The sequence below is a fragment of the Chitinophaga qingshengii genome, from assembly GCF_014529935.1.
Classification (GTDB): Bacteria; Bacteroidota; Bacteroidia; order Chitinophagales; family Chitinophagaceae; genus Chitinophaga; species Chitinophaga qingshengii.
In genome coordinates, this window is record NZ_JACVFC010000004.1 from 1 (window position 1) to 13,126 (window position 13,126).

A 13,126-nucleotide genomic window follows, 5' to 3' on the forward strand; every position below is an offset into this window, starting at 1 on the left:
GATACTATAACGTTCGTTTATAAAGATGCCAGCATTGTCAGGCAGAGTTTCACCAGTATGCTTTATTCAATAGACATGTCATATAAGTATGGTATGTCCGTCGATGCATGTTGTATATTGGCAGGCGGGCCTCAGGTACAATTTCAGACTCCTTCCACTCAATATACTTATTATAGAAAACTTATAGATAGCATACAGTTTACAAATGGATCTATAAAGTTTGTATATCAACAGGATAGAATAGATCCGCTTAGTGATAGGTTGGCAAGTATACGGATAAGCAATACAGCAGGGTTGATTAAGGAAGTTGAGTTGATACAATCTTACTTTGATACATCTGAGAATCAACCTGCGGATTACAAAAAATATGCAAGGCGGCTAAAACTTGATAAAATTAAGTTCAAGGGTAATGATTCTCATACGGTTAATGCTTATGGTTTCGGCTATGAAAATGGTATCCTTCCTCCGTATAAGGAATATAAGGGATATGAAGTTTCCAATTTTGCACAAGATTATTGGGGGTATTATAATGGAAATAGTGCTGCTACTTCTCTCTTGCCCAATACTTACAGGGACAGAATAGCTATGTTTTTATGGAAGCGATTTTCAAATATCAGCCAAAGTGTTTTGGATCAATACTCCAGCCGTTCATTCTCCCGGTCTGTTAATCCCAGCGCTGCCAAAGCTTGCATGTTGAATAGGATTGTTTATCCTACAGGAGGGTATACACAATTTGATTTTGAGAGTAATAGTACCTCCTACACAAATGATGAGCAAAGCTTGGTAGGAGGACAACGAATTGCCAGAATCACCACTTTTGATTCCCTGGGGCGTAATGTTCAAATGAAGAACTACAGTTATGATAAGGGGAGTCTTATTTCCCCCAATATAGCTACTGATTTTTGTTATGAGACAACTAAGCTTCACAAGACGCATTGTATTGGTTACTGTGTGTCAAGCGTACTTTTTATCGCTCAAAATCCTGTTTCTCCTATTAATACATTTAATGGTGTCCCTATCTTTTATGGAAAAGTAATAGAATATGAGGGATATCCAGGGCTTGGTTCTGGTAAAACGGAGTATGAATTTGAGTTTGAAGATGACAGTGGATACGGAAGCGGTGTATTAGATAAATACCGGGCTTTCACCACAGATAAAAGCTGGGCAAGAGGGCAGCTGATAAGAAAAAAAATATATAAAAAAGCAGATAATGGCTTCAGTTTAATTAAATCCATTAAAAACAGCTACACCAAAATCAAAGAGGGTGCATTTAAAGTTGGACAGATTTGCGAGGTGTCAACAATAGCGCCCAATCTTATGACTTTCCTTGCACTGGAAGCTCCCGCTACAACCGTTATGACAGATCATTTTGAATACGGAGATGTATATATGGTTACGGGTGCTAAAATGTTGACTCAGTCTGTTGAAACCGATTATGCTAATGATTCATTGGAGATTGTCAAGAATATATTTTATGACAACCCTCTTCACCTTTATCCAACCAGGATACAAACCTATACCAGGGCCAAGCAGGATAGTAGTGAAAAAATAATCCGGTACGCCCAGGATGCCGCACAGATCAGCAATCTGACACCATCGGCAACCGCTGCAATCAATGGCATGATTCTCAATAACATGTTAGAAGTGCCTATTGAACAGACGGTGATTAATAAAACTACAGTAGCCAACAAGAGCAGGGTTGATTTCAAAAAATGGGGAGATAATCGCTTTTATGAAGAGATAGGTTATGAACAAGTCGGAAATAGCACGCTGAAGCCCAGGATCAGATATAACAGTTACGATGAAAAGGGTAATCCTACTGCTGCACAAATGATCGATAATATTAACGGGGTTAATATTTGGGGATATAATCAATCACTTATCCTGGCGACTGTTAAAAATGCTAATGTCGATGAAGTAGCGTTTACCAGCTTTGAGTCTGACGCAGATGGAAATTGGAGTATCAGCGCCAGTAACCGGAATACTTCCGGTTTCTTAACCGGAAAGGCCTCCTATAGCCTGAGGGATGGCGCCATCACCAAAAATGGGCTACAACAGACCTCGGGGTATTTTGTCAGCTATTGGTCCGCGGGAGGGAGTGCCCTTGTAAATAATAACACGGGAACTGCGATCACGACTCAAAATGGCTGGACACTTTTTAGGCACAAAGTGATCAACAGCACGAATGTAACGGTGTCCGGGAACGTAACCATCGATGAGCTAAGGCTTCACCCCGAAGGTGCCCAGATGACCAGTTATACGCATACTCCTTTGGTAGGTGCAACCAGTATTGCTGATGCCAAAAACATGATTACCTATTATGAGTATGATCAATTCTCAAGGTTAACTACAATCCGGGATGCCAAGCGGATGGTACTTAAACAATTATCCTATAGCTACGCAGATACGATTGTTAACCCCGGTAATTCTCAGTGGGTGTATGATGGACAACCAATCCTGGTTGGCACCGGAAACACCAGGTGTGAAAAAGACAACGACAGTCTTTACACAGGGAAAGTGCAATCTGAAGCAGTGGATACAAATCCTAAAAGCCCTAGTTATCAGATGAGAATGTGGTCAAAGGGATATCCTTCAGATACTTGCCCGATGGACCCTAAATACTGTATAGGGGAAGATAATAAATACATCAATGGCAAGTGTGAAGCAGCACACTATGTTACCACCAATATAGAAATCTACTACGATGCCAACGGGAAAAAGATGCAAGCTGTCACTTATCATAAAGCCTGGTCTGACGGCTCCAGAGGACCGGATCTGGTAAAGCATGAAGCGGCCGCAGAAGAATCCTGATAGCAGTATGTTTTTACCCAAATTATTCAACCTATGTATCCTAATATCAAAAAGCACAGTTTTCTAGCTATATTATTATTTATCAGTATTTGTCTCAACGCACAAAACAAACCGGAAAACACTGAGAGACCCCAGCCTGTTGCTGCGCCCTTGCCAGCGCCTTATAGCGGCGCCAACATCAATTTTATCCGTACCTGGGAACCCGGTTTCCCGACAGCAGATACGGCAGCTGTGGTGCTGCCTTCCAGAACGGCCGGGGAAGTAAAACAAAGTACGCAGTATTTCGATGGTCTGGGAAGACCATTGCAGACTGTTATAAAAGGTGTCAGCGCCAGCGGGAAAGACCTGGTTACACCGGTTGTCTATGATCCCTATGGAAGGGAGCAGTTTAAGTACCTTCCCTATGTACCTCAAACAGGAAAAACCAGTGACGGCCTGTTTAAGACAGACCCTTTTAGCGCACAGCAACAGTTTTATCTCGACACTAGCTTAAATCCGGGTTTTAGGGAAGAAAAAATCTTCTATACACAGATAGATTTTGAACCCTCTCCATTAAACAGGGTTCTGAATTCCTATGCTCCGGGAAACGGTTGGGCCCAATCAGGAGGGAATCATCCCATTAATACACAATATTTGATCAATACAGCTGAGGATTCGGTTTATTTATGGCATATGCCGGAAAGTGGTCTTCCTTCCATTAAGGGTTATTTTACCCCTGGCCAGTTATATAAAAGCATGATAACCGACGAGGCATCCAACCGGATTATAGAATTTAAAGATAAGGACGGTCATGTGGTATTGAAAAAAGTGCAGGCTGTTCCCGATCCGAAAAAAGGCCATACCGGCTGGCTATCCACCTATTATATATACGACGATCTCAATAATCTCCGGTTTGTATTGCCTCCGCTTGCCGTGGAAAAGATTACTACCGGCAGTAATATATCTGCGGTGGCTGATGAGCTTTGTTTCCAGTATGTTTACGATGATCTTAACAGGATGATCATAAAAAAGGTTCCTGGTGCTGAAGTGGTTGAAATGGTCTATGATGTAAGAGACAGGCTCGTTTTCACCCGTGATGGCAATATGAGGAGGCCTGGGCAGGAAAAATGGCTGGTTACTTTTTATGATGCGCTGAACCGTCCTGTGGAAACAGCCATTTATCATGCTGCATCTTCTAGGCAGGATCTTCAGTCCGCCATGAATGCGGTTAAGGGCACTACCGGCTCATTGCCTTATCAGGTTCCCGCGATTGCCGACCTTATCGTCGCCGTACACGACAAAAATATTTACAAGGCCAAAAATAGCGTGACGCTGGAAGCTGGATTTGATACCGGAGGTGGGGAGACAGAAGCGTTCGTGGATCCTTCTTTGGAAGGTGAGAATATAAGTCTGCAGATTACTAATCCTCTGCCGGGTTTACCTGCATCTGCCTTAACACCGCTAACCTTTACATTTTATGACGACTATAATTTTCCGGGTAAGCAGGGGCCTGCAACCGGAGACGCACAACATTTGACCGCAGGTAATAATCCGTTTTCGGAGTCATTTGCTATCAGCGGGCTAACCACCGGATTCGTCACCGGTACTAAAGTACGCGTACTTGACACTGATCAATGGCTTACCACCACTACCTATTATGATCATAAAGGAAGGATATTGCAGAGCATTGGCGATAATGCATCCGGAGGTCTGGACACCCTTACCAATATGTACGATTTTAGCGGCAAATTACTTTGCAGCTATCTCAAACATAAAAATCCCCGCAGTGGCGTCTCTCCATGGACCTCTATGCTGACAATGATGGAATACGATGCCGCAGGCCGGGTACTTACCGTAAAGAAAAGAATCAATGATGACAGTTCAAATGAACAGATTATTGCCCGTAATGAGTATAATGAATTAGGACAGTTAAAGACCAAATCCCTGGGAATAAAGGCCGGTTCTGATCCAATAGAGTTGTTGTCTTATGAATACAATGTAAGGGGTTGGTTGAAAAGTATTAATAAAGACTATTTGAACAATCCGAATAACAGTCCGTCTCATTTTGGACAGGAACTGAACTATGATCAGGGTTTTAAAGAGCCGCAGTTTAATGGAAATATTGCCGGCATCCGCTGGCGAGGCTGGAACGATAAAAAGCCCCGCGCATATGGCTATCAGTATGATCAGGCAAACCGGCTTACCAATGCCAACTTCACCCAGCAAGATAGCCCCGGAAGCTCCTGGGAGAAAAATGTCATGAATTTCTCTACTGATTGGATTGCCTATGACGCTAATGGTAACATCCAGCGAATGAAACAATATGGGATGTCCGGCACCGCTGCTGTAGAATTGGATCGTCTGAAATATGTCTATCGGGAAAACAGCAACAAACTATCTGCCGTACATGATAGTAGTACTGTCAATGATCTGTTGGGAGATTTCAAAAATGGAACGAATACCGGCGATGATTATGATTATGATGTGAATGGTAATCTTATCAAGGATTTGAATAAATCTATCAGTGCTATCAGTTATAACCATCTGAACCTGCCCACAAAAATCCAGATAGAAAATAAGGGGACCGTTATTTATGAATATGATGCAATGGGCATTAAACTTCGAAAGAAAGTAATAGACCTCACTGTTTCTCCTTCTAAGACCACCATTATTGATTATGCTGACGGTTTTGTATATCAAAATGATACACTTCAATTTGCACCGCAGGAAGAAGGCCGTATTCGCTTTGCGTATAAGCCCAATCAAGCTCCGGTATATGTATTCGACTATTTTATAAAGGATCATCTGGGTAACACAAGACTGGTAATGACTCATTCCAATGATGTGAATACTTACAGAGCTACCATGGAAACTGCTGCAGCTGCAAAGGAAACCTCCCTTTTCAGCAATATTGATGATACGAGGGTTAATAAGCCAATAGGCTACCCTACAGCTCAACAGGTGGAAAAAAATGAATTCGTTGCTAAACTGAACGCTAAAAATGGCGGGAAAAAAATAGGACCCTCACTGGTGCTGCGGGTAATGGCAGGAGATACCATTCAAATCGGTGCCCAGGCATTCTATAAGTCTGCCGGCCCACAGCAACGGAAATCACAAGAATCGCCTGCAGAAAACATACTGGCAGATCTTGTACAGGCTTTCGGGGGTACACCAGCAGGAGCAGGTAATCATGGCGGTGAAGCGATGGATAACGCAACCCCCTTCAATACGAACTTCTACAATAACGACTACCGTAAACTGAAGGAGAAAGACCCCGATCAACATAGGACAGACAGGCCTAAAGCATACCTTAATTTTGTACTGTTCGACGATCAGTTTAAATTAGTTGAAACGAACAGCGGTATAAAACAGGTGAAAGCAGAACCCGACCAGCTGCAGACGTTGGCCCAGGATAAAATGGTCATCAGTCAAAGTGGTTTCCTATACGTTTATACCAGCAATGAAAGTCCTCAGGATGTGTTTTTTGATAATGTGGTGATAACGCATACAGCCGGGGCTGTGCTGGAGGAAACGCATTATTATCCGTTTGGGTTGACGATGGCGGGGATCTCTTCCAATGCGTTGATGGGTACCAGGTATCCGGAAAATAAGATGAAGTATAATGGTAAAGAGTTGCAGCATAAAGAATTTGAAGATGGAAGTGGGTTGGAGTGGTATGATTACGGAGCGAGGATGTATGATGCGCAGATAGGCAGGTGGGGCGTTATAGACCCCAAGGTAGAAAAATATAATATACTAAGCCCATATAGCTACGCTGTGAATAACCCTATTTTGTATATAGATCCTGATGGAAGAGATAATATGATCTACTTAGTAAATCTGGAAGGATCGGGTGTGACAAACAAAGAGCTGCGAGAAATTAAAAGACAAGCCAATGCTAATTTTAGGGAAATGGGATTGAAGACAAGGGTCGGAATTGCGAGTGCCAAGAATTTTGATAGGACTAAAATGGATAAGACCGATGGGTTTGCTGTGATTGGTAAAACAAATGCAGTGGCAGATTATGTAACCAATCAAGGGCTGAAATTTGGAAAAGAGCTGTCAAATTCGAGCTTTGGGTTTAGTAGCGGAACTTCAAACCCGGAAAAGAGTGAAAATAATCCAGGAGGGCAGGTGATTGCTATTAGTTCTGATGCTGCACGAAGCACAGCAAAAGACCTGCAAGCTTCGTTTGCAGAGACCACAGCATATTTGATTAATCACGGGGCCGGTCATAATGCAGGATTAGGCCATGACGGTGATAAAGCATCTGAATTTATTAGTGGTTGGCAAGACGGTAATTTAGTTTTGCCAACAATGCGGGAATCTGCGATTCCTTATTTTTCTATTATGACAAAGGGAAACTCTGTTTATAGATATGTTAATCCTACCATCCAACAGCGGGTAGATAATCCAACTACAAATTATAAGCTGGGGAGTTTTGTGTCTTCTGTCGAAAATCATGGAGTGGTTCAGCAATATTACCAACGTCGGTTTGGAAATAACCCAGCAGTTCCTAGCGCTAATATTAAAACCGAATAAAATGAAACAGATAAAGCTCCTTGTACTTATGCTAATTGTTGGGTGCGCTCATAAAGGTGAAGTGAAAACATCAATATATGATGCTTTTACAATTAGTCTCCCTCCGAGAGTTAAAGCATCTACGGCACCTCGTACCATCTATGGGGATGATATTTTGTATTGGAAAATTTTTAATAATGAGGACTCTACAATTAAGGTAGATATTGAAATTAGCAAAGATACTGTCCCTTTGTTCGAAGGCTTAATACCTTATCACATTAATTGGTTACAGCATCTCTATCCCAATATGATACTACTGGAAAAGGGAATGCGAAAACAGAGAGGTGTGGAAATGTTGTCAATTAGGTATGAAATTCCGCTTTCTCAGAGATTTCCTGGAGTTATTGTTGAAAGAAGAGTTTTTTTGACTTCCAAAGGGCGTGCTATCGTAGATATAACGAGCGGGTTTGATCATGTGGAGAGAAAAGAGTTGAGCATAAATCTTGTAGGTAACATAGGTGAAAGTATTAATGTGTCAATTCGTAAAAAGGAATGAGAATATGGACTGTTAGTTTTTGACATCATGCACAAAAAAGGCGTCTCAATCCAATGAGACGCCTTTTTTAATAACCAATTAACCAAATCAGAAATAGTATGCGGGAATTATTTTTCTACGGAAACGAGCCGGTTTACCATGGTCTGTGTTTTGATGCCGATGGATTTTTCCGCTACTTTGTTTTTTCCGCTTCTGATTTCGAAAACGTACTGGCCGTCTTCGAGAGATTGCAGGTTGTAGCGGGCTTCAAATTTAACAGTTGCAGGTAATACTTCCCGGTGAAGGGTATTGTTAAAGCTATCTTTAATGTAAAGTGTCAACTTCTCGTTTTCCGGGTTGATCACGGCCAGGGTGAAGTTTAGTGCTGTCTTCTCTGGCTGGGTGATTTCCACTTCCAGGTCCTTTTTTACACCGGTCGAAGGCTGCTCAGCGATATATCTGTTGCTGTTATAAGCAAATGATCTGTCCTGTGCATGCATGGTTACAAAGGGAATGAGGATAGTGGCTAATACAATCATCGTTGCTTTGGGTACTAAAACAAAACAAAAGTGTTTCATGACATTATTTTTTTAATGTGTTGTCTTTTTTACTTGTTTGGGCAGGTATTAGCTAATACAATTTGTTGCCTTTAATTTTCACTGCAAAGCTCTGATCCCAGCGTTAACAGAATATTACGCGATTGTTAAAAGAATGTGAGTATTTCGGGAGCGGTAATTCCCTATTTTTGCAGCGTTTATGGAAACAGTTAATATCAAGAATAACCGCCCGGTGGCCATCTGGCTGTATATAGGAGTGGGCATGCTGGTGATCCAGGTGTTATTGGGAGGGCTGACCCGTTTAACAGGCTCCGGTTTGTCAATTACAGAGTGGCAGCCCCTGTTGGGAGCGTTTCCGCCGATGAATGAAGCCGCCTGGCAGAAGGCCTTCGATGGATATAAGCAAATTGCGCAATATAAATATGTCAACAATCACTTCACCTTATCAGATTTTAAATTCATCTATTTCTGGGAGTGGCTGCACCGTGACTGGGCGCGGCTGATTGGTGTGGTATTCATTATACCTTTCCTCTATTTTATTGTGAAGAAGAAGATCAGTAAAGAGATGATTAACCCGTTGATCGTGCTTTTCGTGCTGGGCGGGCTACAGGGACTGATCGGCTGGATCATGGTAAAGAGCGGACTGAACGATGAAAACCTCTATGTAAGCCATATCAGACTGGCCATACACTTCATGTCTGCGCTGGTATTACTGTGTTATCTCTTCTGGTTTGCCCTGAAAATCAGCATTCCGGGTAAAGAAATACTGAAAGCAGCCTCTCTGAAGCGGTTAAATGTGTGGTTGCTGATACTGGTGACCGTGCAATTGATATACGGTGCTTTTATGGCCGGCCTGCATGCCGCACTGGTAGCCAATACCTGGCCGGATATCAACGGAGCCTGGGTACCGGGAGGTATGTTTACCCAGGGTGGATTTCTGACAGATATCGTGCATAATGCCATCACCATTCAGTTTATACACCGCGGCCTGGCTTATATCATTACCATCCTGATAGCCGTCTGGTGGTGGAAATCTGCCCAAATACCGGCTACCAGCCTGCTGCACGGTATCCGTTACCTGCCCTTGTTACTGGTGCTGCTGCAGGTATTACTGGGCGTATTAACCTTGCTCAACAGCCAGGTGAAAATACCGGTCAGCTATGGTATTCTGCACCAGTGTGTGGGCATGCTGTTGCTGCTGTCCCTGGTATGGACGCTTTACCTCAGCCGGGGGAAAGAAGCATAACGACGAATAACAAACCACCGATATGGAATAAGGGGTTCATGCGAGGCATGAGCCCCTTATTCGTTTTTAGTGAATTTTTACGTAGGTTTATTGGTAATTATCGGTGTGATGAAGGTGAAGCTATTCCTAATAAAAACGTACTATTCTTTCCCTGTTCAGTTGCTACTGCTGCATTTCAGGAAATATCAGGTGTTGCTCATCTTCTGGGTAATTCTCTTTAGCACGATCAATGGCGGATTTGCCAAGGTATTCGGGGGCGATGCACTCTATCTGGCGCCGGAGTACCTGGGGAAAGTGAACTTCTACAGTACGGCAATTCTCGGACTGGCCACGGGCATGTTTATCATGAGCTGGCAGATCACTACCTTCATCCTGCATACCGGCCGGTTTAAGTTCCTGGCCACTACTTCACAGCCTTTTTTCCGTTACTGCCTTAATAATTCGCTGATCCCGCTGACATTCTTCTTCTGCCTGCTATATCGTGGATGGGAGTATCAACGCTATGAACAACTAAGCACTGTGCCTGAAATTCTGCTGCTGGGGGAGGGCTTTATTTGCGGGGCCTTGTTTGTGGTGTTTTTCGCGTTCTTTTATTTTTTTAATGCAGACAAGAACATTGGCCGCCGGCTGGAAAAACGTTTTGGTAACCCCCGCAATTTCCTGAGGGTGATCCTTAAACCTACACAGGAGCCAGATGAAAATGCATTACCGGTACACAACTATTTCTCTACGCCCTGGAAGATACGCCGGGCACGCAATGTAGACCACTACAACAAACACTACCTCGACAGTATCCTTAAACAACACCATTTTGCGGCTATGATCACCGTGGGCTGCGCCCTCATTTTCCTGGTAATACTGGCCTATATGATGGATTACGAGGTATTCAGGATTCCTGCCGGCGCCAGTGTATTGATTTTCTTTGCCTTCCTGATCGGCGTGGCAGGGGCTTATTCCTATCTGCTGCAAACCTGGTCCATACCGGTGGTACTGGTATTTCTATTTGCCCTCAACTGGATGGTGGAACATGACTGGGTAGATAACCGAAATAAAGCTTACGGCCTTGAGTATCAGCAGAAAAAAGCCCGTCCGCAATACAGTGTGGAGGCTTTACAACAGTTTTTTACCCGCGAGAAGTCGGAAGCCGACAGAAAGGAGTCGCTCGATATTTTAAAGAAGTGGCGCAGTAAGTTTCCGGCCAATAAAAAACCGCAGCTGATTGTGCTCAATTTCAGCGGTGGCGGCAGCCGCTCCGCTACCTGGACGCTGAATGTATTACAGCGGCTGGACAGCCTGCTGCAGGGCCGCCTGATGAAACATACCGTACTGATGACCGGCGCCTCCGGGGGCATGCTGGGCGCCAGTTATTTCCGGGAGTTATATTATCAGCAGCAGATGGGCAAACACATCCGCCTCACGGACAGCATTTATTCCGACCGGGTTTCCAGGGACCTGCTCAACTCTGTGTTCAGCGCCATGGCCGTGAATGATTTTATTACGCCCTGGCGAAGTTTCAAGCTGGACAATAAACGTTACGCAAAAGACCGTGGTTATGCCTTTGAGATGCAGCTGAATCAGAATACCGATAATGCCCTGAATAAAATACTAAGAGACTATAAGGCGCCGGAACAAAATGCAGAAATCCCGATGCTGATCTGGAATGCAACTATTAATGCAGACGGGCGCCGGCTGATGATTTCACCGCAGCCCATCAGCTACCTGTGTAGTCCGCAATACCTGTATCCTACCAGGCAGGTGCGGGACATTGACGGGGTGGACTTTGCGCAGTATTTTGCCAACCAGGACGCCATGGACCTGCGTGTTACCAGTGCCATCCGGATGTGTGCGACTTTCCCTTATGTATTGCCCAATACTTTCCTGCCCAGTAACCCTATTGTTGACGTGATGGATGCCGGTATCCGGGACAACTTCGGCCAGCAAACCACCCTGCGTTATCTTTATACTTTCAGCAAATGGATCAATGAAAACACCAGCGGGGTAGTGTATATACAGATCCGCGATACCCGCAAAAATGATATTACCCCCATCAAAAAAACAAAAGACCTCAGCGACCTGTTATTTGAACCGCTATTCACCATGCAGCAGCACTGGAGCGCTATGCAGGACTTCGACCAGGACGACCTGGTGAATTATATGGAAGGTTATTTCCCCAACAAATTCCACCGGATTATTTTCCAGTATGTACCACAGAAACAGGACAAGGGAGCTGCGCTTTCCTGGCATCTTACTTCCCGTGAGAAGCTGGATATCGCGCATGCGATTGATAATCCTGCCAACCAAAGCGCTCTCGATTTTGTGGTGAAGCTGATGAAAGAGTAGCGTTATCTCTAATGCTGTAAAAATTCCAGCAATGGCGTAATGAATTTCGTATAGGCCTCAATGTGAGGCAGATGACCTACACCTTCGATGGGTACTAGTGTAGCGTGTGGTATACGTTTGGCGGCCTCTTTTCCCAGTTCCGGATAGTTCCCCATCGTCTTACGGATGTCAGGCGATACACTGGCTTTGCCGGGCGCGGTGCGGTCGCGTTGTCCGATGATCAGCAGGGTAGGCGCCTGAATATTCGGGAATTCATAGATAACCGGTTGTGTGAAAATCATGTCATAGGTAAGTGCGGCGTTCCAGGCTACCTGTGCGTAATCGGGGCTGTGGATCCAGCTGGCCTGCAGGGAGGCCCATTTATCATAGTCCGGTTTCCATTGGCCGGCGTAATAATTTTCCAGCTGGTATTGTTTGATTTTCTCATAGGTCTGTTTCAGTTCAGACTGGTACCATTTATCCACAGATTGGTACGGAACCACCACTTTCCAGTCCTCCAGGCCGATAGGATTTTCCAGTATCAATTTTGTGGTGATGTCAGGGTACATAAGGGCGAAGCGGACGGCCAGCATTCCTCCCATAGAATGCCCAAGGATAGCTGCTTTGGTGATACCGAGGGTATCCAGCAGGGTTTTGGTGTTTTGTGCCAGGAACTGGAAACTGTATTGGAGATGGGCGGGTTTGGAAGACTTTCCGAAGCCGATCTGGTCGGGGATGATGACACGGTACCCGTTGTTGGACAATGTGGCGGCGGTGCTGTCCCAGTAGGCGCCGCAGAAGTTTTTACCATGCAGCAGTACGACTGTCTGCCCGTTAGGGCGTGATGGTTGTATGTCCATGTACGCCATTTCCAGAGGTTGTCCCTGGGCATGAAATTTCAGGAGGTGAACGGGGTAAGGGTATTTATAGGATGATAACATAATATCCTGTGTAGCAATGAGTTGAGCTTCGACGAGCGTAGTACAGAAACAATAACAACATAATACCAGATAGAAAAAGGTACGTTTCATGCAGATAGGTTTTAACCGGATGTGAATCAAAACTCCCGCCATAAAGCTGGCGGGATATGCCTACCGGAGAATGTTTACGTCAGGCTATGATGTGGATGCTTATAACTGATTGGTATTTAGATAGTTA

The 13,126-nt window shown here is 44.2% G+C and carries 7 protein-coding genes; 5 read left to right on the forward strand and 2 right to left on the reverse strand.

Features of this window, described 5'->3' with window-relative positions:
- Positions 1-75: 75 nt before the first annotated feature.
- From ICL07_RS24370 to ICL07_RS24380, 3 genes are read left to right on the forward strand one after another with little or no spacing between them, the layout of a single operon-like run.
- Positions 76-2,811 (forward strand): hypothetical protein, encoded by a 2,736-nt coding sequence (locus ICL07_RS24370; protein WP_223152094.1) that lies wholly within the window; start codon positions 76-78, stop codon positions 2,809-2,811.
- Between the two features lie 33 nt (positions 2,812-2,844).
- Positions 2,845-7,332 (forward strand): DUF6443 domain-containing protein, encoded by a 4,488-nt coding sequence (locus ICL07_RS24375; protein ID WP_223152095.1) that lies wholly within the window; start codon positions 2,845-2,847, stop codon positions 7,330-7,332.
- A 1-nt stretch (position 7,333) separates the two neighbouring features.
- Entirely contained in the window at positions 7,334-7,867 is a 534-nt protein-coding gene (locus tag ICL07_RS24380; protein WP_188090686.1) for a hypothetical protein, read from the forward strand.
- 107 nt (positions 7,868-7,974) lie between these two features.
- Here the strand turns inward: ICL07_RS24380 and ICL07_RS24385 are convergent, their stop codons facing one another.
- A complete protein-coding gene (locus tag ICL07_RS24385; RefSeq protein ID WP_188090687.1) occupies positions 7,975-8,424 on the reverse strand; it encodes a hypothetical protein in 450 nt (149 codons plus the stop codon).
- A 178-nt stretch (positions 8,425-8,602) separates the two neighbouring features.
- Here ICL07_RS24385 and ICL07_RS24390 point away from each other — a divergent pair, with 178 nt between their 5' ends.
- Together ICL07_RS24390 and ICL07_RS32740 are read left to right on the forward strand one after the other, a co-directional pair.
- Complete coding sequence (locus tag ICL07_RS24390) at positions 8,603-9,649, forward strand: COX15/CtaA family protein (protein WP_188090688.1); 1,047 nt, start codon at positions 8,603-8,605, stop codon at positions 9,647-9,649.
- Positions 9,650-9,763: 114 nt separating this feature from the next.
- Positions 9,764-11,989, forward strand: a complete 2,226-nt coding sequence (locus ICL07_RS32740; protein WP_188090689.1) for a patatin-like phospholipase family protein — start codon at positions 9,764-9,766, stop codon at positions 11,987-11,989.
- Between the two features lie 8 nt (positions 11,990-11,997).
- Here the strand turns inward: ICL07_RS32740 and ICL07_RS24400 are convergent, their stop codons facing one another.
- Positions 11,998-12,999, reverse strand: coding sequence for an alpha/beta fold hydrolase (locus tag ICL07_RS24400; RefSeq protein WP_188090690.1), 1,002 nt, complete (start codon positions 12,997-12,999; stop codon positions 11,998-12,000).
- Positions 13,000-13,126: the final 127 nt, after the last annotated feature.

What these genes read in the sequence shown, in the direction of transcription:
- ICL07_RS24370 (WP_223152094.1), top strand. Translation starts at nt 76, where the DNA reads ATGTCATATAAGTATGGTATGTCCGTCGATGCATGTTGTATATTGGCA.
- ICL07_RS24375 (WP_223152095.1), top strand. Translation starts at nt 2,845, where the DNA reads ATGTATCCTAATATCAAAAAGCACAGTTTTCTAGCTATATTATTATTT.
- ICL07_RS24380 (WP_188090686.1), top strand. Translation starts at nt 7,334, where the DNA reads ATGAAACAGATAAAGCTCCTTGTACTTATGCTAATTGTTGGGTGCGCT.
- ICL07_RS24385 (WP_188090687.1), bottom strand. Translation starts at nt 8,424, where the DNA reads ATGAAACACTTTTGTTTTGTTTTAGTACCCAAAGCAACGATGATTGTA.
- ICL07_RS24390 (WP_188090688.1), top strand. Translation starts at nt 8,603, where the DNA reads ATGGAAACAGTTAATATCAAGAATAACCGCCCGGTGGCCATCTGGCTG.
- ICL07_RS24400 (WP_188090690.1), bottom strand. Translation starts at nt 12,999, where the DNA reads ATGAAACGTACCTTTTTCTATCTGGTATTATGTTGTTATTGTTTCTGT.